This window comes from Mesorhizobium sp. M0189 (genome assembly GCF_040322135.1).
In the GTDB taxonomy this organism is placed as follows: Bacteria; Pseudomonadota; Alphaproteobacteria; order Rhizobiales; family Rhizobiaceae; genus Mesorhizobium.
This window is the reverse complement of record NZ_JAMYSW010000003.1, coordinates 427,741-452,242: the sequence shown is the minus strand read 5'-3', so window position 1 is coordinate 452,242 and position 24,502 is coordinate 427,741. Positions and strand designations below refer to the sequence as shown.

Genomic DNA, 24,502 nt, shown 5'->3' with positions numbered 1-24,502 from the left:
GGCTGGTAACGGCTCCCCGCTGCGAAAGTTCCGGCTCGACAAGGCGGCAAACGGGCCGGTTGGCCTGATCAATCAGCGGGGCCGGCCACTGGGGGCGTAGTGGACGACAATAGCCAGACAAAGCCGGGCCTGCCGGTCGATATTCGCCGTGTGGTGGGCGCTGCGGACCGCCTTGCCGTGCTGCACGGCCTCGACGCGCTGGATACGGCTGCCGACCCTGATTTCGACCGTATCAGCGGTCTTGCCGCTTCGGCGATGCAAACGCCTGTCGCACTGATCACGCTGGTCGATGCCGAGCGGCAGTGGTTCAAGTCCTGTATCGGCCTCGACGAGACCGAAACCGCAACCGAGACATCGTTCTGCGCCTATACCATCGCAGCCGGGGACGTGCCGATGGTGGTGGCCGACGCGGCGACGGATCCGCGGTTCAAAGCCAATCCGCTGGTCACCGGCGAGCATCATATCCGCTTTTACGCCGGCGTGCCGATCGTAGTCGACGGCGCACTGATCGGCACGCTCTGCGTGCTCGACCGGAAGCCGCACGCACGTCCCTCTTCTGTCCAGATCGACCAACTGTCGGCGCTAGCTGGCCTCGCCGCGAGCCTGTTCACGCTGAAGGATGCAACCCGCAGCGCAGCGATTGCCGAGGCCGCACTGGCTCGAGAGGAAAAGCGGCGCGCTATTGCGCTCGATGCAGCTTCGCTCGCCAGTTGGGCATGGGATATCCGCAGCGACATGATCGACTGCGATGTCCTGCTGTCCGAATTGTTCAACTTGCCCAAGTCGAACAGGCTGAGAGCGCGCGACATCCTGACCGCCATCGACCCGCGCGACGTTCATCAGACCGAAACACGCTTTCGCGACGCGCTGACCGGCAGCGACGATTATTTTGGCGAATACCGTGTCAAAGGCCTCGATCCGCCGCGATGGATCGCAACGCGCGGCCGCGTCATAGAGCGCGACGGCGAGGGCAAGCCGACGCTGATCTTCGGCGTCAACTACGACATCACCGAACGCAAGCTTGGCGAAGAACGTCAACGGCTGTTGCTGCGCGAGCTCAATCACCGCGTCAAGAACACTTTGGCAACCGTACAGGCGCTGGCGACGCAGACCGTTCGCCATGCCCGTCAGCCAAGCGAATTCCTTGAAGCTTTCAGCGCCAGGCTGCAGGCGCTGGGCGTTGCGCACAGCCTGCTGTCGGACCGCGAGTGGCGCGGCATCGGCATCCGGGAGCTGGTGGAGATCGAAGTAAAGCCGTTTCAAACCGCTGGACAATCGCGCATGGCGATCTCCGGCACCGATGTCCTGCTCTCACCCGACCAGGCAGTCGGACTCGGCCTGATCCTGCATGAACTGGCAAGTAACGCACTACAACATGGGGCGCTCTCGGTTTCTTCCGGAAAGGTCGATCTCGATTGGAAGGTGCAAGGCAGGAAGGGTGCACGACGTCTGTTGCTGGCTTGGCGTGAAAGCGGCGGCCCGCGGGTTGCGCCGCCCGAACGCCATGGCTTCGGCTCGATCCTGATTCGCCGCAGCCTGGCCAAGGTCATTTCCAGCGAGGTGACCCATGAATTCCGGCCCGACGGCGTAATCGCCGAAATATCGATGCCGCTCGACGATTTGTGACGCGAGGATTTTTCGACCGGGCGCCAGAATCGTTTGGGCCGAACTATCCGCTTCCGAACTATTTCCCTTTGCCGGTATCCGGATCGTCGGAGTCGGGCTTCACGTTCTCGCGGTAGATGGCGTAGGCTGCGAGTGCTATCGCCGGGCCGAGAATGGCGCCCAATCCGCCCTTCGCCACGCCACCTTTGCCCGTGAGCAGCGCCGGCAGCACGGCGAGTGCTGCGGCGATGCCGACCGCCTTCATGTCGGCGTTGCGTCGCTTCGCCCGGCGTCTGGCGCGCGAGCCGGCCGACATCCGGTAGACGAGCAGGATGAGACCGGCGATTGCCAGAAAGCCGATCCCGAAGCTCAACGACGCTGCCATCGGTCCATAGCGGGCCGCCGTCCAGATATAGGCTGCCCCGACTAGGAAGCCGAGGCCGCACAGCGCCGCGAGTGCTGCGACCGAATAGACCATCGCAGCGACGCGCGCGCGTTGTATCGCCGCAATGGTTTCGCCCGAGGCGAGGCCCGAGATCAGCGATGCAAGCATTCCCATGCGTGCAGAACTAGCGGCGCGCGAGGAGTGCGAAGAGGAACCCGACGCCTGCGGCGATCGCCAGCGAAGTCACAGGCTTTTCGCGCATATGGGCTATCAGCTGCGCCTCGATGTCTTTGGCGTTGCTGCGCAGGCTGTCGAAGGCTGCTTCGCCCTGGGTTCGCAACTGCTCGACGCCCTCGGCGGCGGCGCGCCGCGCAGCCCCGTAGCCATGTTCGCCAGTTTTGGCCAACAGCTTGGTAAGTTGGTCGATGTCGGCCTTCAGTTGTGCGATGTCGGCCTCAATATCGGAATTCGTGCGGGCTTCGTTCGCGGCCTTTCCTGCGGCAGTCGCCATTGCTTCACTCTCCTTGCTTTTGCTCGGTCGAAAACGCCCAACAGACCCCAAGGTTCCGGCACGAACCTCTTCTAACCCTATCTCCGGCAGCGCTCGTTGCAAATGCCTTGCAAGGGCCGCGGCCGACGCATCCGCCGGCATGTCTTTTTTAAATGACAGCATGCCAAATAGCGATCATGACTTCCCCGGTTTGAAGATAGAGGCGCATTTAAGGAGATATTGCTGCGTGGGCCCATCGCTTGACGGTTTGCGGATTCTTATCCTGGAAGATGAGTTCCTGATTGCCATGGATATCGAGCAGCTTTGTCGCGACTACGGCGCGCTCGATGTGGTCATCGCCCGTGATCTGACTGAGATCGAACAGCAAGACGTTGCCGCGCAGTTCGACGTGGCCATCGTCGACCTCATGCTGAGCGGCGTTTCGACGCTTCAATTTGCTTCACGGCTGCGTGAAGCTGGCATCCCGTTCGTCTTCGCCTCGGGCCAGTCGGATATGGACGAGATCAAGAAATCCTTTCCCGGCGTCAGACTGGTCACCAAGCCCTATTCGGGAGACGATCTCGTCGAGGCAGTGGCAGCGGCCTGCAGGCGCTGAGGGCGCGGAGCGGCTCGAACACGCCCACGCTTCACGCTGCCGTCGACCCCGTTACCTGAGCCGAAATTGCGTCCGGGCCATACTCGTCTTCACCGGAGATCTTCAAGATTTCCTGCAGCCGCGTGCGGGCGCGGCTGACGCGGCTCTTGATCGTTCCGACGGCGCAGCCGCAGATCTCGGCCGCTTCCTCGTAGGAGAAGCCCGATGCGCCGATGAGGATAATGGCTTCGCGCTGGTCTTCGGGCAGCAACTCGAGCGCGCCGCGAAAGTCTTCGAGGTCAAGCTGGCCGTGCTGGGCCGGATGAACGGCAAGTCTGGCCGTCATGACGCCATCGCTGTCCTGCACCTCGCGGCCGCGCTTGCGCATCTGCGAATAGAATTCGTTGCGCAAGATCGTGAACAGCCATGCCTTCAGATTGGTGCCGGGCTGGAAGCTTTCATGCTTGTCCCAGGCCTTGACTAATGTTTCCTGCACCAGGTCGTCGGCCTTGTCGGCATTTTGCGTCAGCGACACGGCAAAAGCCCGCAGGCTCGGGATCGAGCCGAGCAAGTCGGTCTTGAAGCCCTGGGAGACGGCCGCCATGCCTCAGTCCTTCTTCTGTACAGGTTCGGCCTTTTCCAACTGGCTGAGCAGTTGTGCGAAGCGATCCGGCACATTGTCGGAGACCAGCTCGTCGTAATATTGTTTGAGTTTGCGGCCGATTTCCGAGTTCGGCCCAAGCGGGTCGCGGGAAGCAGCCCGGCGCCCGTTGCCAACGCCAGCCGTGGTAGCTTTCGTCATGTTCTTCATTTCGCCCTTTGTCCCAGCCTTAAGCCGCCCTTCAACACATAACGCAAGGCAAGCGGCAGCCTCGTCTGGTTGCCCAACCCCGCCCTAAACGCCAGCCCGCATACTTAGTTCCGCATGACCGGAACTTTTTCGCACAACCCGCGTTTTTAACTTTGGGCTTGCGAACCGTTTTTAGCTGTAACATGTAATCACGTCATATGAGGGAGACGTCCGATATGAGCCTATCAGCAACCATCGCTCCGCACCTGCCGTTCCTGCGCCGCTTCTCGCGCGCGGTATCCGGATCGCAGGAGAGCGGCGACGCGTTGGTCGCCGCAATGCTCGAGGCCATCATTGCCGATGTCGATATCTTTCCGGACGCATCGAACGACCGCATCGCACTCTACAAGGTCTTTGCCAAGCTCTTCACCTCGGTGGCCATTCGCGTTCCGCAGGAGCATGCCCAATCGGCATGGGAGCAGCGCGCCGCGGCCAATCTGAATGCAATCGCGCCTCGTCCCCGCCAGGCCTTTCTGCTGGTCGCCGTCGAAGGCTTCAGCGAAGACGAGGCGGCGGAGATTCTCGACGTCGACGAACAGGAATTCTCAGAACTTCTCGCTCAGGCGAGCAACGAGATCTCCCGTCAGGTGGCAACCGACGTGCTGATCATCGAGGATGAGCCGCTGATCGCCATGGATATCGAGGAAATGGTCGAAAGCCTCGGCCACCGCGTCGTCGGAACAGCGCGCACCCACGCGGAGGCGGTGGCGATGTTCGGCAAGGCGCGGCCAAAGATGGTGCTTGCCGATATTCAGCTCGCCGACGGCAGTTCGGGCATCGCGGCCGTCAATGAAATCCTGTCGTCCACCTCGGTGCCGGTGATCTTCATCACCGCCTTTCCCGAGCGGTTGCTCACCGGCGAGCGGCCGGAACCGGCTTTCCTCGTCACCAAGCCATTCAACCCGGATATGGTCAAGGCTCTTATCAGCCAGGCCCTGTTCTTTGACCGGCACGCGAAGGCCGCGGCATAAAACAGCTGGCGACCGAGTTGCGGCCGCCAGGGTGTGGGATAGCCACTCCCCTTGGACCGGATGGGGGCGTGACGCCGACTTAACACACGACAGCCAACTGCTGCCGAACCTGACGAGAACCTTTTCGCACACACCGCAGCAATTCGGGCCGTAACGATTTTCAGCATCGTCTTTTTCGGGAAATGGTGGAACAAACGGAGGCGAATCACGTTTTCACCGCAGCATTGGAAGGAGATGGATCATGCTTTACTGGGCGCTCGTATTTCTCGTCGTGGCGATCATCGCCGGTGCGCTTGGTTTCGGCGGCATCGCTGGCACTTCGGCCGGCATAGCGCAGATATTGTTCTTCATCTTTCTCGCCTTCCTGATCATATCGCTTATTGCCGGCCTGATCAGACGGGCGTGAATGCCAAGCGGCCATTCAAGCGAACACTGGAAGCCGCACCCCTCAAACGGTTTCCAGCCACCGCCGGGCAGTGTCCTCCGACGGGATGCCGCTCGGCGGACCGCTTTTTAGGGCTCGATCCGAAGCTCCTCCTTTTGGAACCCATTTTTCCGTGAGCCGTTCAGCCCGACGTGGGTTGAGCAAATTACCGATGCGTTCCAGAGTCGGAAAAATGAAAGACCGCGGCCAGAGGGATGAGATCATCGCTCTGCATCCCGCCGAAAGCGGAATGCAGCTTGGCCGAGCCCTTCTCCACGCCTTGCACAATGCCGGGATTTCCGTTCTATACCAGGATCGCGAGATGAAGACGGTGTGGGCGCGCAACATGCGCGCACCATGGACCTCTGATGCCTCCGACAACAACGGCATCTTGCCGCCGGCGCAGGCAGAGCGTATCGGCGCCGCCAAGCACGACGTCATCGTCTCCGGCAATCCTCAACATCTCGAACTCAGCGTGCCGGCCGATGATGGCGCCCGCTGGTTTCAGGTATGGATCGACGCCGACCGCAGCGAGACCGGCGCGGTGCAGGGCGTCGTGACCACCATGGTCGAAACAACCGAGCAGAAACGCCGGGAGCAGACGCTGAAGGCGCTGCTGCGCGAGGTCAGTCACCGCTCCAAGAACCTTTTGGCCATCATCCAGAGCATCGCCACCCAGACGGGGCGTTATTCCGGCAGCATTGACGATTTCCTGACGCGTTTCCGGGGCCGATTGCAGTCGCTGGCCTCCTCGCAGGACCTAGTTACGTCATCCAACTGGCGGGGAGCGGCGCTGCGCGAGCTGGTTTCCGGTCAGGTCGGAAGGTACGGCGCGGACCCCATGCACAGCCTGCGTTTCCGCGGCGCAAATCCATATCTCAATCCCAATGCTGCCTTGCACATCGGCTTGGCCATGCATGAGCTCGCCGTCAATTCGGTCAGCTATGGCGCGCTGTCGCGCAGCGATGGTTTCGTCGAGGTGACGGCCGATCTGACGGCCGCTTCCGCTGGCGAGCCTGCGCTGTCGCTGACATGGGCCGAAGTGATCGGAGCCAACGACAATCAACGCAGCGAGAAGCGTTTTGGCAGCGTCGCACTTGAACGCGTCGTGCCCACTTCGTTGAATGGAACGGCGACACTTGAGATCACCGGGAACCGCCTCGAATACCGTCTTGTCGTTCCTCACGGCAATTTCGAGACGGATTGAACGAACGGCGGCCGCAGGAAGAAGGCTGGCTGCATCACCCCGCCTTAACCGACTGTTCACCATAAAGTCCGATCCTGTCCGAACGTGCCGATTCAGCGGACATTGATTGAGTTTGGCACAATATGAAAGGAATGGGCCTTGACGGCTGCCGACTTGAACAGACTGGAACAGGCCGCTCGCGTCTCGATGGGCGGTTTTCAGGATCCCGACGTGTCCGCAGCGCCCGCGCCTCGTGCTTTGCCCCTTCGCTTCGCCGCCTTTGCGCTTATGGCCGCGATCGTCCTGACCGCCGCGTCCCAGTTGATCTGATCGAGCTCGCCTCTGCTTGATTCCTTTGAAACCGCGGCCGAGTGCACGGCGGCGCGCCCCCGTTCGCGGTCATCGACCGGCAGGGCCAAGCCCAACATGTCGGCGCCAAATGTCTTGCCGTCGATCCTGCGCTCGAGGACGGCTATGACAGGATTGTCTGGAATGTGCATCCCGACGCCACGCTCGATGCGTCCTTGGAGATTTCCGAGTTCGTGGTAGCATCGAACGGCGCACGTCCGAAAAGACTATCTTAATCAACAATGAAATCGTGCGCGCAGAGGCCGCACTTTCATGCTAGATGGCGGCTGGAGCTTGTTAAAGTGAGGACAAAGTGAGGATGACTCCATGCGGAAGATGATTATTGCCATGGTTGCCGTGGTTGCGGTCAGCGGCTGCACCACCACGGAAGAGAACGTGGGTATCGGCACTGTGGGCGGCGCGCTTATTGGTGGCGCTGTTGGCGGCGGCAAGGGCGCTTTGATCGGCGCTGGCGCTGGTGCGATTGGCGGTCTGCTGGTTCGCCGCCTGCAAAATGGCTACTGCCAATACAGAGATCGTCACGGCCGGATCTACACAGCTCGCTGCAACTAGTTTCGAGTTCCAGGCGAACAGCAAACGCGGAGGCAGACCACCTGTCTCCGCGTTTGCACTTCCAAAGCGCTGTCGCGATGCGGCTCACGAGACGGCGTTTCAAGCCGGCAGCGGAACCTTGATTTCCACGTTCAAGCCGTTTTCGTGAAAATCGCGCCTGATTGTGCCACGCAACTCGCGTGTGACGTTGAGATCGATCAGTCTGGTGCCGAAACCGCTCTTCGCCGGTGTCTCGAGCTTCCTCTGCCCGGCCTCGCGCCAGTTGAGAGCCAATGTCCGGGCTCCGCCGCGGCCTTCGAGCGACCAGTCGACCTTGAGCGCACCGACTGAATTGCCGGTTTCGCCATGCTTCAGCGCATTCGTCGCCAGTTCGTGAAAGACGAGGCCGAGTGCCTGCGTCGTCTTTTCGTCGAGAAGAACCTCCGGTCCCGACAACAGCCCGTCAGGAAGCTCGCTTCCGAACACCTGGCCAAGCTCGATGCGCAGCAGGTCGCCGAGATCGGCTTTCTGCCAGCGTGAGCGCGTCAGCATGTCCTGGGAAGCCGCCATCGCCTGCAGCCGAGCCGAAAATGATGCCGAGAACTCTTGGACGTCGGCGGTGTGCGATGCTGTCTGGCGCGCGATTGCCAGCACCCGCGTGATCGAGTTCTTGATGCGATGCTTCATCTCCTGCAGCATCAGGTCTTTTTCCAGCAGGCTCTTTTCGGTCGTTTCGTGAAGCAGCGAGACCGCCTCATAGGCCCGCTCCTGATAGCGGGCCACCAGCGCGATGGCGCCCGCAAGCAGTAGCCCGAACAATCCGAGCATCACCGGAATGGCACGCGAGGAAGGTTGCGAGAAAGCACTTGTCGGCCTGAACAGGACGACCCACGGCCGACCGGCAACGGTGATCTTGCGGGTGATCAGCAGCCTGTCGCCAAGGGCTGAAACAGGCGGCGTTTCCGACTGGAACAGCAGGTTGTCACTGTTCACAGCGCCGTCATAGATTTCGGTGTTGACCGGCAACAGAGGTGCCCGGCTGAGCGCAGCCTGGAACAGGTCCCGGGAGCGGAAGGCCGCATAGAGGAAGCCGGCAGTCGAAGATCTCGATGCGTTGACGGCGTCCGGCGCGGTTTCGACATTGAGCCGGACGAAGACGAGGAACCCGGTGAAGGTCTGCGCGGCACCCGTATCCTTGCCGAGCTGCACGAGCCCGCTGGCGTGCAGCTGGTCGTCGACCATCGCCTTTTCGATCGCCTCGCGCCGCACCGGCCCGGCGAACATATCATAACCGATGCTGGATTTATTGGACGGGTCCAGCGGCTCGAACAGCACGATGGGCGTACGCCACGGCAAGTTCGTGTCGGGATAGATTGGATGGCTTGCGCCGTGATCGTGCAGGATATCGCGCTCGACCGCCGCCTCGTTTTCAGTTTTCGCCAGGCGGAGGAAGCCGATGCCGCGCAGGCCGGCGAAATTATTGTCGATGTCGAGCGCGTTGAAGAAAGCCTTGAACTCGCCTTGCGAGATACCGCCATTGCGCGCATCGAACAATGCCCGGGTTGAGCGCAGCAGCGACAGGTCCAGGTCGATGCGGCTTTCGATCCGGTTAAGCGCGTCGTCCGCCGTCGCCTCGAATTTTATACGGGCGGCTTCCTGGGTGGCAAAATAGGCAAAACCCGCCATCGTCAGGCTGATCAGCGCGACGGCGATGAAAGCTACGGTCGGAAAGAGTTTCTTCAATTGCCGATACGTCCCGTGGACGGTTCGGCATCTTTATGGGCAACTCCCGACGCCAACACAATGGGGAGGCCAAAGCATGGTGACTGCTGGCACATTTTGGCGACTTGTGATTAGCCGGCTAATTCTCGTTCAGGCCGCGATCTTCAGGGCGCCCGGCCCTGGGATGGCGCCGGGCGGGCACTTGCCGAGGATGATCATGCCGAGCACCTCGTCCTGGGTGACATCGGTCGTGCGCGCCGTGCCGACAACCCGACCGTTCTTCATGACGCAGACGCGGTCGGCAAGCTCGAACACGTCATGGATGTCATGGCTGATCAGGAAGATGCCGATGCCGTCGGCCTTGAGCTGCCTGACCAGTTCGCCGACCTGTGCCGTCTCCTGCGGCCCGAGTGCCGCTGTCGGCTCGTCCATGATCAGGATGCGGGCGTTGAACAGGATGGCGCGGGCGATCGCAACCGACTGCCGCTGGCCGCCCGAAAGCTTTACCACCGGCTCCTTGAAGCGTTGGAAGCGCGGATTGAGCCTGCCCATCACCTTGCGCGCCTCAGCCTCCATGGCGACGTCGTCGAGCGTACCCCAGCCGGTCATCAGCTCACGGCCGAGAAACAGGTTGGCAGCCGCGTCGACATTATCGGCCAGCGCCAGCGTCTGGTAGATCGTCTCGATACCGTACTTCTTGGCGTCGCGGGGATTGGAGATCGAAGCCTCCTCGCCGTTGACGAAAATCTGGCCCGCATCGCGCTTGTAGGCGCCGGACAGGATTTTTATCAACGTCGATTTGCCGGCACCGTTATGGCCGAGCAAAGCCATCACCTCGCCCGGAAAAAGATCGACCGAGGCATCGTCGACGGCGCGAATGCCGCCGAAGGCGATCGAGATGTTGCGCATGTCGATCAGCGGCGTGCCCGTGGGAGCGGTCCTGTCTGCCATGCTCGTTCTCCTCACTAGACCCGTTTGCGATAGACGGTATCGAGCCACACCGCGACCACCAGCACGGCGCCGACAACGATGCTCTGCAGCGGCGAATCGATGCCGAGCAGCACCATGCCGGATTGCAGCGACTGCATCAAAAGCGCGCCGAGCATGGCGCCGAGCACCGTGCCGGAGCCGCCGGCGAGCGACGTGCCGCCGATCACGGCCGCCGCGATGACCAGCAGCTCGTCCAGGGTCCCCAGCGCATTAGTCGACGCGTTGAGGCGCGCCGATGCGATCGCCGCACTGATCGCGGCCAGCACGCCCATGATCATGAACACCTTCATGGTGACCCAGCGTGTGTTGATGCCGGCGAGTTCGGCCGCTTCCGGATTGCCGCCTATGGCAAAGACATAGCGGCCGAAACGGGTGCGTCTGGTGATGAAGGTCATGACGATGCCCGCGGCCACGGCCATCAGCACAGGTATGGCGATGCCGTGGGCGATGAACAACCCGCCCTCGGGAACGGTGATGCCGTTCTGCTGGGCATATTGGCGTACGATGCCGACCGGCCAAGGATAGGAATTGGCGATCCACACGGCGCCGAGGATGGCGGCGCAGGCTATCACGCCGAGCAAGCTTTCCGCCCAGACAGGGCGCAGCGGAAAGTTGAAGCGCTTGCGCTGCGAGCGGCCGTTGAAGAGCATGAAGGCAACGGCCGCGCAGGCGAGGACACCGACGATCCAGCTCCAGGTGGCGCCGATCGAGCCCCGTGGTCCGCCGCCCATCAGCTGGAAGGTCCTGTCCAGCGGCGCAACGGTGCGCCCGCTGGTGATCAGCCATGCCATGCCGCGCCAGACCAGCAATCCGCCGAGCGTCACGATAAAGGCAGGAACCTGGAGATAGGCGATGATGAAACCCTGAAACGCTCCGATAGCCAGGCCGAGCACCAGGCCGGCGGCCAGTGCGATGACCCACAGCCAGGGGCTGCCAAGCTGAAATCCCATGATGCGGACGAGGAATTCGGCCTGCGCCACGCCCATCACCATGCCGATCACGCCTTCCACGGAGCCGACGGAAAGATCGATGTTACGCATCACGATGACCAGCACCATGCCGGTCGCCATGATCGCCACCGACGAGGTCTGCACCGAAAGGTTCCAGAGATTGCGCGGCGTCAGGAAGAGCCCGCCCGACAGTATGTGGATCCCGACCCAGATGACCAGCAGCGCGCCGACCATGCCGAGCATGCGCGTGTCGAGTTCGGTTGCCTTGAGAAATCGGGCAACGACGCCGGCCTCCGATTCCCGCGCCCGGTCTGCCGTCGAGCTGTCGACCGGCGTGTTGGAAGTCGTGTCGGTCATGATGTTTCTCCCGCCGGGTTGCCGTCTGCCGCGGATGCCGGAAGCAGCCTAGAAGTTATCCGCCGGAAGCGGAAAAACAATTCTTTCTTGAAAAAACGCCGCGGCAAGCGGCCGCGGCGTTCGGACTTCTCGGAAACTCGGATCAGTTGCAGACCGGAACAGCGCCCGCCGCCACGCCCGCGCAGACCTCTTCTTTCTTGATCCAGCCGGCGTCGATGACGACGTTGAGGTTGTCCTTGGTGATGGCGACCGGGGTCAGGAACAGGGACTTTACGGTGTTGCCGCCGGGCGTGGTGAAATCCTTCACGCCGGCAATGTCGGTCATCTGCTTGCCGTCGGCCAATTGCGAGGCGATCTCGGCGGCGTTCTTGCCGAGCTCGCGCGCGTCCTTCCACACCGAGACCGTCTGTGTGCCGAGCGCGATGCGGTTCAGCGCGGCGTGGTCGCCGTCCTGGCCCGAGACCGGAACCGATCCAGCCAACCCTTGCGCCGTCAGTGCGGCGACGACGCCGCCGGCAGTGCCGTCGTTAGCGGCGACCACCGCATCGACCTTGTTGTCGTTCGCGGTCAGGAACTGTTCCATGTTCTTCTGGGCGTTGGCCGGCAGCCAGCCGTCGGTATAGGCCTCGCCGACATTCTTGATCTTGCCGCTGTCGATGGCGTCCTTCAGCACTTCCATCGAACCGGCAAAAAGGAAATCGGCATTCGGATCGGCGCCCGAGCCCTTGATGAAGACATAGTTGCCTTCCGGCTTCACCTTGAACACGTCGCGGGCCTGCATGCGGCCGACTTCCTTGTTGTCGAAGGTCAGGTAAAAGACGTCCTTGTTCTCGATCAGCCGGTCGTAGCCGACAACCGGAATACCTTCGTCCAGCGCCTTTTGCACGGCCGGCCCTATCGCCGAGGCGTCCTGCGCCAGGATGATCAGTGCGTTGGCGCCCTGCGAGATCAGGCTCTCGACGTCGGTGAGCTGCTTGCCCGGATTGGACTGTGCGTCGGCGGAGATATACTTGTCGCCGGCAGCCTCGATGGCCGCCTTCATTGCGGCTTCGTCGGTCTTCCAGCGCTCTTCCTGGAAGTTCGACCAGGAAACGCCGATGACCTTGTCTTTAGCCTGCGCCACCGACGCAAGCGCCAGCGTCATGGCGACACCCGCCAGAATGGCGGTCGTGAATTTCTTCATCATATCCTCCCTGCGCCGCGTACGGCGTGACCAATTGGCCCCAAAGGCCAGCTTAGAGGCGCTAATTTTTTCGAGCCTCGAAAAAATACTGGCCCGATCTCCCGCTGCTGTCAACATCGATTCTGATGGATTTTGATGTTGCTGCGACTTTTTTCGAGCTTCGGAATAAACGATGACAGCGCCACCTGCATCTGACACTATTTGCCTCATCCGACACTATTTGTCGGCATTACCGACGGCTTCCGGTTCATGAGCGGCCGCGGCAAACCGGGAGGAAAGCAAAACGATGTCGGTCGGAATCCGCCATGACGATTTGCGCCGGCGCAACCGGGCGATGGTGATCTCGGCCGTGCGCCGGGCCGGCCAGCCATCGCGTACGGAGATCGCCGCAACCACCGGCCTCAGCCATTCGACCATATCGGCGATCTCCTCCGACCTGATACGGGAAGGCATCCTCGCCGAGAGCAAGGCAAGCGAACCCGTTTCGTTGAAACGCGGTCGTCCGCAGGTCGGCCTCGCCCTCAATCCGGAAGCGGCGGCGGTGCTGACCGTGGTGTTGTCGCTGAATTTCCTGTCGGCCGCCATCATCGACTATGCGGGGCAGGTGGTCGCCGAGGAACAGCGCCGGCTGGACACGCTGACCATGCCGCGCGACGAACTGATCCGCGAATGCATGGCCATCGTCCGGCGCCGGCTGGACGATCCAGATCTTGACGTCCGCAGTGTCGCCCGCATCGCCCTGGCGATTCAGGGAATTACCGACTCCCCTGCACGCGCCATGCTGTGGTCGCCGATCACGCCCCAGACGGACATCGCCTTTGCCGACATGCTGGAAGATGAATTCGGCATCCCGGCCACGGTGGAGAACGACTGCAATATGATGGCGGTGGCTTTGCGCTGGCGCGATCCGGATCGCTATCGCGACGACTTCATCGCCATCCTGCTTTCGCACGGCATCGGCATGGGGCTGGTGTTGAAGGGCGAGCTGTTCACCGGCACGCATTCCTCGGGCGGCGAGTTTGGCCACATGATCCATCGTCCGGGCGGCGCGCTCTGCCGTTGCGGGCGGCGCGGCTGCATCGAGGCCTATGCCGGCAATTACGCCATCTGGCGCAACGCCACGCAGATGAGCGAAGACAGCCAACCGGTCGCCGACGTCAGCGACGCCGACATGCGCGCGCTGGCGGTTCGGGCGCGCGAGAAGGACGGGCCGGAACGCGAAGCCTACCGCAAGGCCGGCGAAGCGCTGGGTTTCGGTCTCGGCTCGCTGTTCGCGCTGATCGATCCGGCACCGGTCGCAATGGTCGGCGCCAGTGCCGCCGCCTTTGATCTGATCGAGCCGGCCTTGCGGAAGGCCATCGCCCAGACCGCCGGCGGCCAGCATTCGGGCTCGATCTCCTTCGATACCGAGCCGAACGAATTGCCGCTGATCCGCGAAGGCTGTGCAATGCGGGCGTTAAGCTTCGTCGACCAGCAGATTTTCGCGCCGGGCGCGCAAATGAGGCCCGGCGTCAGAAAGAACGTAGCCTGACTGGGCGGGTCAATCTTCCCTGATCGCGTAGCCGGCACCGCGGATGGTGCGGATGACATCAGGCATGCGGCCGTTGTTGACGGCTTTGCGCAGCCGCCCGACATGCACGTCGACGGTGCGTTCGTCGATATAGATCGTCTCGCCCCAGACATTATCGAGTAACTGGCTGCGCGAGAAGACGCGGCCCGGATGCCGCATCATGAATTCGAGCAGCCGGAATTCGGTCGGCCCGAGCCGGATCTCGGTCTTCTTGCGATACACCCTGTGCGATTCGCGATCGAGCACGATGTCGCCGACCTTCAGCACGCTGGACAGCACTTCCGGCTTGGCGCGGCGCAGCAGCGCCTTGACCCTGGCCATGAATTCCGGTGTCGAAAACGGTTTGACCAGATAGTCGTCGGCGCCGGTCGAAAGACCGCGTACCCGGTCGCTCTCCTCGCCGCGCGCGGTCAGCATGATGATCGGCAGCCGTTCGGTTTCGGGGCGCACCCGCAACCGGCGGCAGAGCTCGATGCCGGAAACCGCTGGTATCATCCAGTCGAGCACCAGAAGATCGGGCACATTCTCCTGCAAACGGATCTCGGCTTCGTCGCCGCGTGTCACCACCTCGACCTGGTAGCCTTCGGATTCGAGATTGTAGCGGAGCAGCACACCCAACGGCTCCTCGTCCTCCACCACCATTATGCGTGGTGCGATCATCGGCTGGGCACCCCCATCATGTCGCCGGTGCGGACATTGTCGTTTCGTCTTGCTTCGGACGATTGACCGGCAATTGCTCGCCGGTCAGCACATAATACGCATTTTCGGCGATGTTGGTGACATGGTCGCCGATCCGCTCCAGATTCTTGGCGCAGAACAGCAGATGCGTGCAAGCGGTGATGTTGCGCGGGTCTTCCATCATGTAGGTCAACAGTTCGCGGAACACCGACGTATATTTGACGTCGATGCGCTCGTCGGCGGCGCGTAGCTTGGCCAACGCGGCCGCATCGCCTGCAGCATACTCCTCGATGACGCCCTGCACCTGGATGAGCACCAGCTGCGCCATCGCATCGATGGAATGCGATAGGTCGCGCGGTGTGACGCTAAGGCCGACCGCACTCACACGCTTGGCGATATTCTTGGCAAGGTCGCCGATGCGTTCGAGATCGCCGGCCATGCGGATCGCCCCGACGACATGGCGCAGATCGTGGGCCATCGGCTGGCGCTTGGCGATCAGGGTGATGGCGCGGTCGTCCAGTTCGCGTTGACGCGCATCCATGATGGCATCGTCGGAAACGACGCGTTGCGCCAGCACGTTGTCAGAATTCAACAGGGCCTTGGTCGCCCCGCCGACCATCGAACCGGCGAGGTCGGCCATGTCGCGGATCAGCTTGCTGATCTGCTCGAGATCCTCGTCGAAAGAAGCGACTGTGTGTTCGCCCATGGTCCTGTCCTTATATGCATGATCGGAACGGCTCAGCCGAAGCGGCCGGTGATGTAATCCTGCGTGCGCTTCTCGCGGGGCGACGTAAAGATCTTCTCGGTCCGGTCGAACTCGACCAGTTCACCCAGATACATGAAGGCGGTCTGGCGCGACACGCGCGCCGCCTGCTGCATGTTGTGGGTGACGATGACGATCGTGTAATCGGCTTGCAACTCGTCTATCAGCTCCTCGATCTTGGCGGTCGACAGCGGGTCGAGTGCCGAAGCCGGCTCGTCGAGCAGAATGACTTCCGGCTTCACCGCCACGGTGCGGGCAATGCAAAGCCGCTGCTGCTGGCCGCCTGACAGGCTCAAGCCGCTGGCGTTGAGCTTGTCCTTGACCTCGCCCCACAGCGCGGCCCGCTTCAACGCTTGTTCGACGCGGCCGTCCATTTCGGACTTGCCGAGATTCTCATAGAGCCTGACCCCGAAGGCGATGTTCTCGTAGATCGACATAGGGAACGGCGTCGGCTTCTGGAACACCATGCCGATCTTGGTCCTCAGGAGATTGAGATCCTGCGAGCGGTCGAGAATGTTCTTGCCGTCGAGCAGCACCTGGCCCTCGGCTGTCTGCTTCGGGTAGAGTTCGTAGATGCGGTTGAACACACGCAGCAGCGTCGATTTCCCGCAGCCCGAAGGGCCGATGAAGGCAGTGACGCTGCGCTCGGGCAGCGACAAGGTGATGTCCTTCAACGCCTTGCTCTGGCCGTAGTAGAAGTTGAGGTTCTTGACCTCGATCTTCGTCTTCTCGGCGACCGTTTCGGTCATCGTCATGTCCGCGGACAACATCTGTGTCATCTGTCCTCTCTGCGTCCGGTAAGGCTGCGGGCGAGGATGCTCAAGCCCAGAACCGTCAGGGTGATTATGAGTGCGCCGGTCCACGCCAGTTGCTGCCATTCCTCGTAAGGGCTGAGAGCGAACTGGAAGATGGTCACCGGCAGGCTGGCCATCGGCGCGTTGATATTGCTGCTCCAGAACTGGTTGTTGAGCGCGGTGAAGAGCAGCGGCGCCGTCTCGCCGGAAATGCGTGCTATCGCCAGCAATATGCCGGTGACGATGCCGGACAATGCGGCGCGGTAGGCGACCGAACGGATCACCACCCAACGCGGCGCGCCGATCGCGGCACCGGCTTCACGCAACGCGTTCGGCACCAGGTTGAGCATGTCTTCAGTGGTGCGCACGACCACCGGAATGACCAGGATGGCAAGCGCAACGGCGCCGGCTATGGCCGAGAAATGCCCCATTGGCCGCACCATCAACTCATAGACGAACAAGCCGATGATGATCGAGGGCGCCGACAACAGGATGTCGTTGATGAAGCGCACGACGGTGGTGATGCGCGAGAAACGCCCATATTCGGCCATGTAGGTTCCCGCCAGCACGCCGATCGGCGTGCCGACGACAACGGCGATGATCGTCATCAGCAGGCTGCCCGCGATTGCATTGAGCAGGCCGCCGGCCTCGCCTGGCGGTGGCGTCATCTCGGTGAAGACCGCGAACGAAAGCCCGGCTGTGCCCTTATAGACCAGTGCACCGAGAATGAGCGCCAGCCAGGCAAGCCCGATGCCGGCGGCGACGACGCAAAGCGCCATCATCACCGAATTCCTGGCTTTGCGGCGGCTGTGGAGCGATGAGGATGTCGACATCGGTCAGGCTCCCGTACGGGCGTCGATCCGCATCAGCATATAGCGGGCGGCGGCAAGGATCAGGAAAGTGATGACGAACAGGATCAGGCCGAGCGAAACCAGGGAAGAGGTGTAGAGATCGCCGTCGGCCTCGGTGAATTCATTGGCGATGGTCGCCGAGATGGTCGTGCCCGGCGCGAACAGGGAGGCGCTGATGCGGTGGGCGTTGCCGATGACGAAGGTCACCGCCATGGTTTCGCCGAGCGCGCGGCCGAGGCCAAGCATGACGCCGCCCATGATACCGATGCGGGTATAGGGAATGACCACGCGCCGGGTCACTTCCCAGGTCGTGCAACCGATGCCGTAGGCCGATTCCTTCAGCACCGCCGGCACCGTATCGAAGACGTCCTTGGTGATCGAGGTGATGAAGGGCAGCACCATGATGGCGAGGATCAGCGCCGAGGTCAGAAGGCCGATGCCGTAAGGAGGGCCGGCGAAAAGGCTGGATAGTCCCGGCACGCCGTGGAAGATGTTGATGATGAAGGGCTGTATCGTCGTCTGCAGGAACGGCGCGAACACGAACAGGCCCCAGATGCCGTAGATGATCGAGGGAATGCCGGCCAACAGCTCGACCGCTATGCCGATCGGGCGCCTGAGCGGGCGCGGGCAGAGTTCGGTGAGAAACACGGCAATGCCGATGCCGATCGGAACCGCGATCAGGATGGCGATGGCCGCCGTGACCAGCGTGCCGTAGATCGGCGCCAGCGCGCCAAATTTTTCCGTTACCGGATTCCAGCTTTCAGTCGTCAGGAAAGAGAACCCGAAGGACGACAGGGCCTGCCATGAGCCGGCAAACAGCGAGATTGCGACACCACCGAGGATGACCAGCACAAGAATTGCGGAAGCGCGGGTGAGTCCGCGGAATATGGCGTCTGTGAGCGCGAAGCGCCGCACCGTAGCTTCCCTGGCCCGGGCTGCAGATGATAGCATGGCATCGGAAGCGATGGTCATTGGGTCCTCGCGATTGAAGGCAACAGGGAGGGCGCCGTCGACGCCCTCCCTGGAGGAGATTACATAGCCGAGTAGAGCGGCTTGCCGTCGCTGCCGACGACTTCCTTGGCCCACATGGCCTTGACGCTCTCGACCACCTTGTCGGGCATCGGAACGTAGTCCAGCTCGCCGGCCATCTCGTCGCCCTTGTCGTATGCCCAGGCGAAGAATTTGAGCGCTTCGCCGGTGGTCGCCGCGTCGTCCGGCTTCTTGTACAGGAGGATCCACGTCGCCGCCGTCATTGGCCAGGACTCGGCGCCCGGCTCGTTGGCGAGGATGACGCCATAGCCCGGCTGCGAGCTCCAGTCGGCATTGGCCGCTGCCGCCGAGAATGCCGCCGCGGTGGGTTCGACCTTCTTGCCGTCCTTGTTGATCATATCGGTGTGGGTGAGCTTGTTCTGCTTGGCATAGGCGTATTCGACATAGCCGATCGCGCCGCCGGTCTGGGAGACGTTGTTGGCAACGCCCTCATTGCCCTTGGCGCCGATGCCCACGGGCCATTCCACGGCCTTGTCGACGCCGACCTTTTCTTTCCAGTCCGCGCTGACGTCGCCGAGGTAGTATGTGAAGTTGAACGTCGTGCCCGACCCATCGGAACGGTGAACGACCGCGATCGCCTGCGAAGGCAGCTTGACGTCGGGATTGAGCTTCTTGATCGCCTCGTCATCCCAGCTCGTGATCTTGCCGAGGAAGATGTCGGCCAGCGTCGGGCCGTCGAGAACCAACTCGCCCGGCTTGATGCCTTCGAGGTTGACGACGGGAACGATGCCGCCCATCACCATCGGGAACTGAGCCAATCCGGACGATTCAAGCTCTTCGCCTTTCAGCGGCGCATCAGAAGCGCCGAAGGTAACGGTCTTGGCTTTGATCTGCTTGATGCCGCCGCCGGAACCGATCGACTGATAGTTAAGCCCAATGCCGGTGTCTTTCTTGTAAGTGTCGGCCCACTTCGCATAGATCGGGTAGGGGAAGGTGGCGCCGGCGCCGGAGATGTCCGCGGCGAGCGCGGCGGACAGGGTGAGGGTAGTCGTCGCCGCAGCCATTGCAATCGCAACGGCCGCCGAGCGGATGAAATGTCTCATGTGGCCTGCTCCTGTTCGGAATATGGTCTCTCGGCGCCATTCCTCCGGCGCCCGCTGAGGCCAATAGCCCCCGATTATTACAGTCGCATGACAGTTTCATGTCGCTCCGGTAACGTCGTCCAGCCGGGTTAAGAAGGAACGGCCGCGGGCTTTGTCGGCATGGGCCGCGGTTTGCCGCTGGAATCAGCAGCTTGCGTGAATTCCGGCCGGCTTTGTCCGCTCGACGATAGCAGCCACTGACCTTGAGAAGAAAAAAGCCGGACGGGAGCGCATTGCATGCAGCCAGAACGTGTCATGGCCGCGCCATCGCCGAAACAGGTCCGTTGGGGTAAATCTGACCCTGTTTCTTGCCGGCGGTCGCTGCTCCCGCCCGTAACTGGAGGAGCGGAACTTCGAATATCCCATTGTCGCGACTGAGCGCGCCATTGGGTATGGTGCGATCGCACCATGGCCTTACGCTGGAAGCGGTGACGAATCGCAAGGTTTTAATTCGCCTCGCGCTGGACCTCCATCCGCGCCCGACCCGGCGATCGATCTTTCGAGCGGGGCCTTCGACTGGAAGTGCGGCGATTTCTACTTCACCTTACCTACTCCCTCTGCACTATTCCGCCGGTTGTCGGTTGGGCCGAAGCAGCGTTATAAGCTTGCAGGGGTGTTGCTGATGTTTCGACGGATTCTGCCTGTCTTCCTGTGCCTGGCGCTGCTTCTGGGAACCGGCTGCGCGCGCAGCTATGACGGCACCGTGATCATTCCCAAGCCGCTCGATGTTCGCCGTTTCTGGGACCGGCCTTCTCCGCAGGCGCAAGCCGAACAGTCGCAGCTGGAGACCGATGTCTTTCCTGTGGCGCCTCAAACGCCGAAAAGGCCGGCGGTGCGCAGGAGCGCAGCTTCCGTTGCAGCGCCACGAAGGAAGGTCGTCGCCAACCCGCCCATGCTGTCATCGGAGCCGGCGAAGCCGCTCACCTGCAGGAATGTCAGCCTGCCCGGCAAACGGGCCCGCATGGTCTGCGAATAACCAACCGGCCGTCGGTCGATACGTGCGGCTGTAGGCCTTGAAGCGGCTATCCGGCCAGCCGTTCGCCGTCTCGGGACATCGCCTGCCCTGGTCAGTCCGCCGGGAAAAAGGCCGGCCCGACCACTCTCACCGGCCGCGCGCCGATCGCTCTTTCGACCGACTGATGCTGGGCAGCCCCTGGCACCTCGGCAACCGGCGTTTTTGCCCCTGCGAGAGCGGTACCGGCGGTTTCGATCCCGGATTCAGGAATTTCCGCGACGCTGCCAAAATCCGGCTTTGCCGTCGGCAACGGAATGATGGCGTTGCTCATGTTGGCCGGTGTCACGGTTCGTGCCCTGAGTTCGGCGACGCGCTGGTAATAGCGCTTGACGTCGCAGGCCTTGAAGTTCGCGTCGTCGCGGTACCTGAAGGCGGTCGCAAGCTCCACATAGGGCTTTTGCGTCTCGAGCGCGATCATCTCTTCGGTCTCGCGGGTGGCATCGCTCAGCGTATAGAGTTCGACGCCGGCATCGTCGCAGATATAGCGGCACTGATCGACCGTTTCCTTCAGATCGTCGTTCTTGGCGAACTGCGATTTTGGCGCGGGGAAGAAATATCCGTCCGACAAGCGAACGCAAAACAGCATCCGATTGCCACCCATTGTTGCGCCTGCGGACTGGGTTTTGGGTGCTGTGCGCTGCTGCGCCGGCGGCTGGTCTTGCTGCGCCTGCTGCTTCTTGGCAGCGGGGGCGGCGCAGCCCAGCGCGACGAATCTGGCCTTCAGGCCGGAGGTGTCCCTGCCCGAATTCGACAGTCTGGCGATCTGCCGTTGCACCTCCGCCTTGCTGCTTACGAGGTCGGCGCAGGGGTTGAAGAAGAACCCGGCCGTTTTCGCCGTGCATCGGCGCTGTCTCTCCAGCCTTTGAATCGCGGCGAGTTGCCGGCGTAGTTGGGCAAGCTCGGGGCTGGTCCCGGCGTCACGCCCCGCCGAAAGCAATTGGCTCCTGATCGCGCCGCAGCTATCCGCATAGGAGGAGGACGTGCCGAGCGCAACGGCTATTGCCGACACCAGCATCAGAATCGTGAGAAGCCAGAAGCGTGTCATTGGAGCGACCATTGTCCTTGTTGCGCCGAGAACAGGATTTCTTTGTCGACTATGGATAAGTACTGGCTAAATCAGTTTTACCTAATTGAAGTAGACCGCCCCGCCACCAGAGACTTTAGTTCTAGTGTATTATATCCACTGGCGTAAATTCAATATTACATTTTTATTTCAAGATTGAGACGAACCGGCAGCAACGCCGGCGAACTCGCGCCACGGCGAAGTTTGAAGCACCCGGCCGGTTCCGCACCGCGATCAATCCGGCGTTACCGGCCGGCCGTTGCTGAAACCTTAGCCCCAAGTTCGGCGTTGAGCGGCCAAAGGAAGAGACCGCAAATGTCGATTCATTTCACTGTCGCGGGCCTGACCAGGAATCTGTTCCATTCACTTGGGCTGGACCATGAACGCACACCGAGGCCGCTCGACCACGAGCAGAGGCTTTTGCTGGAGTGCTATCTCGCCGGCCAGATTCCGGAATCGGCCTGGAGCGACTATGTCTTCGAAATGCCGGAACTGGCGCGACATGTCGAGGCCAGACGAAGCCGCCACTAAAGCGCATCGCGGTCGACCGGGCCTCATGCGACGCGCTTAGGTTCTTGTTTTATGCATGTCGTTGTCGCAAAACCGCTGCACACTTTTGCTCGACATGCGCTAGATCCCGAAAAGTAGAATCCGGTTGTCGGAAAAGATCAAGGCGAAGCCTGCACCCGCGTTGCAGGCTGTTTTTGTTTGGGCGAGTTGAATTGCAGAGTGAACACCTTGCCCGGGATGCCTTCAGCCAGCGCCGGTGAAAGGCTCAACGGCAGGCAGTGGTCCACGGCCGCAATCGCCGCATCGACAAAAGCTTGCCGCGCCTTCTCGTCGCCGGCCACGCGGATGGCAGTCGGCTTGGGCCGGCCGATCAGCGTGCCATTGCGCCTGAAGCTGAAGCTCAGGGTGACGGTGGAGTTCCCGGCATTCGCTGGCGGGGTCCAGCACGCCTGGATGGCAGCCCCGACCTCGGGCATGGAGTTGAGCGTTGCTGCATTCGATTGACCGGCTGTGCCCGCCAGCATGGCGCCTGCAATCACCACCATTCCAGCAATGCTTTTCATGACAGGGCCTCTGTCCTTGAACCGCCCTCGAGGACGTGACTAACTTCGATGGTAGGGCCGACATCGGCGATGACAAGGTGCCAGCAACGCGCTTCATCAGCCATGCAGGCGTCGTGAAGCGCCGTCGGCCGCAACTTCGGCAGGGCTGCAACAAGCAAAAGGCCGGCGAGCCGCCGACCTTTGCTTTCCATCCGCGCCAGTACATCCGTGGTCGCGGGCTGGAGGTGGATACAGTAGAAAGGGTTTCGGTTAACGAAACCTTAAGCTCCCCACATCGTGCAAACAGGGGAGAGTAAAAAAGAATTACCCCAGATCGTTACCGGCTCCTGCAGAACGTACGGACGATCGCCGGCCTGCACGTGCCTCAGGCGTTGGCCTGCGACCGCACATAGGCGATATAGCCGCGCACATCGCCGGCCGGCTCGGCATAGGCCTTGCCGAGCTTCTTCTCGATCGCCGTCATATAGTCTTTTGCCCATTGGGGCAGCGCATAGTCGATGACGGCGAGGAACTCGAGCGTCGCCGCCAGACGGATGTCGGCGATCGACGGGTTCTTGCCGCCGATGAACGGCTTGCCGTTCCTGAAGAAGCTGTGAAACACCTCCAGCGGCTCGGCTATCGCTTCTATAGCGGCCTTTTGGGCTTCCGACTTCTTGTCGGGATGAGCGTCGCTGTGGCCGACCTCGCCGGCATATTGCGGGAAATTCAGTGCAGGATAGGTGGCGCGCGCCACATAGGGGTAGAGCGTCCCGATCAGGTAGAACATGGCGCTGTCGATCATTGCCCGCTTGGCCGGCGCCTTGGGATATAGTTTCTCCAGCCCGTGCTTGTTGGCGAGGTACTGCATGATGGCGCAGCTTTCCCACAAGACACCTCTCGGCAGGCCCTTGTCCTCGATCATCGGCGTCAAATGGGCCGGGTTTCGCGCCATGTATTCAGGCGAGCGCGTGTGGCCCCATACGTCGGTCTCGGAATGGTCGAGCCCGGCCGCGCGCGCAAACACCCGTACGCTCATATTGTTGACGCTCGGCTTCAGCATGCTGAGCATCAGCGCGGGTTTTTTCGCTGATTTCGCTACGGCCTTCCGCGCGGACTTCGCGGATGCCTTGGCTGCAGGTTTTGCGGCGGCTTTCGTTGCCGACTTGGCGGACGCTTTCGACGCCTTGGCTGCAGGCTTTGTCGCGGCCTTGGCAACTGGTTTCGGAGCGGCCTTGGCGGCCGGCTTCTTCGCACTCTTCGTTGTCGTCTTTGCCATTGTGTCCTCCCTTTGTTTGGCCTGTCGTCAGTATGGATCTTTCGGAGCGCGGTCTTCCGACAAGGTCGCGCGGGAGCGCTCGACAAGCGCCTGGATCGCGTCGGCGAGATGCACCTCGGCTATTGCGTAGTCGCCGCGCGCGACGCGGATCTTGTGCGCCTGCATCAACACGTCGGCATGGGTGAAGCCCGCCGGCGGCTCGAAACGGTAGGAGGCGAGCTCGATCAGCAGGCCGAGCGGATCCTCGAAGTAGATCGAGTCCATGAAGCCGCGATCCTTGACGCCGCTGTGCTTGATGGCGCGCTCGTCGAGCCGGCCGACCGCCTGCAAAAAGGTGACGCGCGACACCGCGAAAGCGATGTGATGGACGCAGCCCGTATCGGTTGGCGTGCGCCGCTTGACCGGCGTGCGGCTCTCGTCGGTGAAGACGGTGATCAGCCGGCCGTCGCCCGGATCGAAATAAAGATGGCTTTCGCTGGCTTTGTCGAGGTTGGGCTGCTCGAAGATGAAAGGCATGCCGAGCACGCCTTCCCAGAAATCGATGGAGCTCTGGCGATCGGCGCCGACCAGCGTGATGTGATGGACGCCTTGTGATTGCAGCTTCTGCATCTGACTCCTCCCGGCCACGCCGTCTTGCCGCCGAACGGAAGTTCGGATGCCCAGTCGCGCTTGGATCAGCGCCCGGCATGTGACCGCGCCC

The 24,502-nt window shown here is 61.9% G+C and carries 28 protein-coding genes; 10 read left to right on the top strand and 18 right to left on the bottom strand.

What is annotated here, in order from left to right; genetic code table 11:
• Positions 1 to 99 precede the first annotated feature (99 nt).
• Positions 100 to 1,626, top strand: a complete 1,527-nt coding sequence (locus NKJ09_RS08015) for a sensor histidine kinase (RefSeq protein WP_352494198.1) — start codon at positions 100 to 102, stop codon at positions 1,624 to 1,626.
• A gap of 58 nt (positions 1,627 to 1,684) precedes the next feature.
• Here NKJ09_RS08015 and NKJ09_RS08010 read toward each other — a convergent pair whose 3' ends face one another.
• Positions 1,685 to 2,164, bottom strand: coding sequence for a hypothetical protein (locus tag NKJ09_RS08010; RefSeq protein ID WP_352494197.1), 480 nt, complete (start codon positions 2,162 to 2,164; stop codon positions 1,685 to 1,687).
• Positions 2,165 to 2,174: 10 nt separating this feature from the next.
• Complete coding sequence (locus NKJ09_RS08005) at positions 2,175 to 2,501, bottom strand: ElaB/YgaM/YqjD family protein (protein WP_023720917.1); 327 nt, start codon at positions 2,499 to 2,501, stop codon at positions 2,175 to 2,177.
• A 226-nt stretch (positions 2,502 to 2,727) separates the two neighbouring features.
• Here NKJ09_RS08005 and NKJ09_RS08000 point away from each other — a divergent pair, with 226 nt between their 5' ends.
• Entirely contained in the window at positions 2,728 to 3,096 is a 369-nt protein-coding gene (locus tag NKJ09_RS08000; protein ID WP_352480853.1) for a response regulator, read from the top strand.
• A 31-nt stretch (positions 3,097 to 3,127) separates the two neighbouring features.
• Here NKJ09_RS08000 and NKJ09_RS07995 read toward each other — a convergent pair whose 3' ends face one another.
• A complete protein-coding gene (locus tag NKJ09_RS07995) occupies positions 3,128 to 3,679 on the bottom strand; it encodes a sigma-70 family RNA polymerase sigma factor (protein ID WP_023678544.1) in 552 nt (183 codons plus the stop codon).
• 3 nt (positions 3,680 to 3,682) lie between these two features.
• The gene (locus tag NKJ09_RS07990; RefSeq protein WP_023720919.1) at positions 3,683 to 3,886 is read right to left on the bottom strand and encodes a NepR family anti-sigma factor; all 204 of its coding nucleotides are present in this window, start codon (positions 3,884 to 3,886) and stop codon (positions 3,683 to 3,685) included.
• A 215-nt stretch (positions 3,887 to 4,101) separates the two neighbouring features.
• On the opposite strand from NKJ09_RS07990, the gene NKJ09_RS07985 reads away from it, so the two are divergent.
• The 5 genes from NKJ09_RS07985 (at position 4,102) to NKJ09_RS07965 (ending at position 7,427) form a co-directional block, all read left to right on the top strand.
• Complete coding sequence (locus NKJ09_RS07985) at positions 4,102 to 4,896, top strand: response regulator (protein ID WP_023678542.1); 795 nt, start codon at positions 4,102 to 4,104, stop codon at positions 4,894 to 4,896.
• 241 nt (positions 4,897 to 5,137) lie between these two features.
• Positions 5,138 to 5,302 (top strand): DUF1328 domain-containing protein, encoded by a 165-nt coding sequence (locus tag NKJ09_RS07980; protein WP_023678541.1) that lies wholly within the window; start codon positions 5,138 to 5,140, stop codon positions 5,300 to 5,302.
• Positions 5,303 to 5,492: 190 nt separating this feature from the next.
• The gene (locus tag NKJ09_RS07975) at positions 5,493 to 6,527 is read left to right on the top strand and encodes a sensor histidine kinase (protein ID WP_352515608.1); all 1,035 of its coding nucleotides are present in this window, start codon (positions 5,493 to 5,495) and stop codon (positions 6,525 to 6,527) included.
• Between the two features lie 138 nt (positions 6,528 to 6,665).
• On the top strand, positions 6,666 to 6,836 hold the full coding sequence (locus NKJ09_RS07970; protein WP_352494195.1) for a hypothetical protein: 171 nt from the start codon (positions 6,666 to 6,668) through the stop codon (positions 6,834 to 6,836).
• Between the two features lie 345 nt (positions 6,837 to 7,181).
• A complete protein-coding gene (locus tag NKJ09_RS07965) occupies positions 7,182 to 7,427 on the top strand; it encodes a YMGG-like glycine zipper-containing protein (protein ID WP_006328050.1) in 246 nt (81 codons plus the stop codon).
• Between the two features lie 99 nt (positions 7,428 to 7,526).
• Here NKJ09_RS07965 and NKJ09_RS07960 read toward each other — a convergent pair whose 3' ends face one another.
• The 4 genes from NKJ09_RS07960 to xylF form a co-directional block, all read right to left on the bottom strand.
• Positions 7,527 to 9,149, bottom strand: a complete 1,623-nt coding sequence (locus NKJ09_RS07960) for a CHASE domain-containing protein (protein WP_352515609.1) — start codon at positions 9,147 to 9,149, stop codon at positions 7,527 to 7,529.
• A gap of 129 nt (positions 9,150 to 9,278) precedes the next feature.
• A complete protein-coding gene (locus NKJ09_RS07955; RefSeq protein WP_023720922.1) occupies positions 9,279 to 10,079 on the bottom strand; it encodes an ATP-binding cassette domain-containing protein in 801 nt (266 codons plus the stop codon).
• A 14-nt stretch (positions 10,080 to 10,093) separates the two neighbouring features.
• Positions 10,094 to 11,425 carry a sugar ABC transporter permease gene (locus tag NKJ09_RS07950; RefSeq protein WP_352494194.1) on the bottom strand — a complete coding sequence of 444 codons (1,332 nt, stop codon included), beginning with the start codon at positions 11,423 to 11,425 and terminating at the stop codon, positions 10,094 to 10,096.
• Between the two features lie 142 nt (positions 11,426 to 11,567).
• Complete coding sequence (gene xylF, locus NKJ09_RS07945; protein WP_352494193.1) at positions 11,568 to 12,608, bottom strand: D-xylose ABC transporter substrate-binding protein; 1,041 nt, start codon at positions 12,606 to 12,608, stop codon at positions 11,568 to 11,570.
• 286 nt (positions 12,609 to 12,894) lie between these two features.
• On the opposite strand from xylF, the gene NKJ09_RS07940 reads away from it, so the two are divergent.
• Entirely contained in the window at positions 12,895 to 14,139 is a 1,245-nt protein-coding gene (locus tag NKJ09_RS07940; protein ID WP_023720925.1) for an ROK family protein, read from the top strand.
• A 9-nt stretch (positions 14,140 to 14,148) separates the two neighbouring features.
• On the opposite strand, the gene phoB is transcribed toward NKJ09_RS07940, so the two are convergent.
• Genes phoB through pstS form a run of 6 tightly spaced genes read right to left on the bottom strand, consistent with a single transcriptional unit; the run spans position 14,149 to position 19,357 of the window.
• On the bottom strand, positions 14,149 to 14,838 hold the full coding sequence (gene phoB / locus NKJ09_RS07935; protein WP_031194536.1) for a phosphate regulon transcriptional regulator PhoB: 690 nt from the start codon (positions 14,836 to 14,838) through the stop codon (positions 14,149 to 14,151).
• A 16-nt stretch (positions 14,839 to 14,854) separates the two neighbouring features.
• On the bottom strand, positions 14,855 to 15,562 hold the full coding sequence (phoU, locus tag NKJ09_RS07930; RefSeq protein WP_023720927.1) for a phosphate signaling complex protein PhoU: 708 nt from the start codon (positions 15,560 to 15,562) through the stop codon (positions 14,855 to 14,857).
• Between the two features lie 32 nt (positions 15,563 to 15,594).
• The gene (gene pstB / locus NKJ09_RS07925; protein WP_352494192.1) at positions 15,595 to 16,398 is read right to left on the bottom strand and encodes a phosphate ABC transporter ATP-binding protein PstB; all 804 of its coding nucleotides are present in this window, start codon (positions 16,396 to 16,398) and stop codon (positions 15,595 to 15,597) included.
• Entirely contained in the window at positions 16,395 to 17,246 is an 852-nt protein-coding gene (gene pstA, locus NKJ09_RS07920) for a phosphate ABC transporter permease PstA (RefSeq protein ID WP_023720929.1), read from the bottom strand. Before pstA ends, pstB begins: the two co-directional genes overlap by 4 nt.
• 3 nt (positions 17,247 to 17,249) lie before the next feature.
• Positions 17,250 to 18,236, bottom strand: a complete 987-nt coding sequence (pstC, locus tag NKJ09_RS07915) for a phosphate ABC transporter permease subunit PstC (protein ID WP_502896305.1) — start codon at positions 18,234 to 18,236, stop codon at positions 17,250 to 17,252.
• Between the two features lie 59 nt (positions 18,237 to 18,295).
• Entirely contained in the window at positions 18,296 to 19,357 is a 1,062-nt protein-coding gene (gene pstS / locus NKJ09_RS07910) for a phosphate ABC transporter substrate-binding protein PstS (RefSeq protein WP_031194537.1), read from the bottom strand.
• A 661-nt stretch (positions 19,358 to 20,018) separates the two neighbouring features.
• On the opposite strand from pstS, the gene NKJ09_RS07905 reads away from it, so the two are divergent.
• Positions 20,019 to 20,372: a hypothetical protein gene (locus NKJ09_RS07905; RefSeq protein ID WP_352494191.1), complete on the top strand. Its 354-nt coding sequence runs from the start codon at positions 20,019 to 20,021 to the stop codon at positions 20,370 to 20,372.
• 91 nt (positions 20,373 to 20,463) lie between these two features.
• Here NKJ09_RS07905 and NKJ09_RS07900 read toward each other — a convergent pair whose 3' ends face one another.
• Entirely contained in the window at positions 20,464 to 21,456 is a 993-nt protein-coding gene (locus NKJ09_RS07900) for a DUF2865 domain-containing protein (protein ID WP_352494190.1), read from the bottom strand.
• A gap of 333 nt (positions 21,457 to 21,789) precedes the next feature.
• Here NKJ09_RS07900 and NKJ09_RS07895 point away from each other — a divergent pair, with 333 nt between their 5' ends.
• Entirely contained in the window at positions 21,790 to 22,005 is a 216-nt protein-coding gene (locus NKJ09_RS07895) for a hypothetical protein (RefSeq protein ID WP_023720934.1), read from the top strand.
• A 137-nt stretch (positions 22,006 to 22,142) separates the two neighbouring features.
• Here NKJ09_RS07895 and tolA read toward each other — a convergent pair whose 3' ends face one another.
• From tolA to NKJ09_RS07880, 3 genes are all read right to left on the bottom strand, one after another.
• On the bottom strand, positions 22,143 to 22,547 hold the full coding sequence (gene tolA, locus NKJ09_RS07890; RefSeq protein ID WP_023720935.1) for a cell envelope integrity protein TolA: 405 nt from the start codon (positions 22,545 to 22,547) through the stop codon (positions 22,143 to 22,145).
• Between the two features lie 364 nt (positions 22,548 to 22,911).
• The gene (locus NKJ09_RS07885; protein ID WP_023720937.1) at positions 22,912 to 23,802 is read right to left on the bottom strand and encodes a glutathione S-transferase family protein; all 891 of its coding nucleotides are present in this window, start codon (positions 23,800 to 23,802) and stop codon (positions 22,912 to 22,914) included.
• 27 nt (positions 23,803 to 23,829) lie between these two features.
• Positions 23,830 to 24,411, bottom strand: coding sequence for a VOC family protein (locus NKJ09_RS07880; protein ID WP_023720938.1), 582 nt, complete (start codon positions 24,409 to 24,411; stop codon positions 23,830 to 23,832).
• Positions 24,412 to 24,502 lie beyond the last annotated feature (91 nt).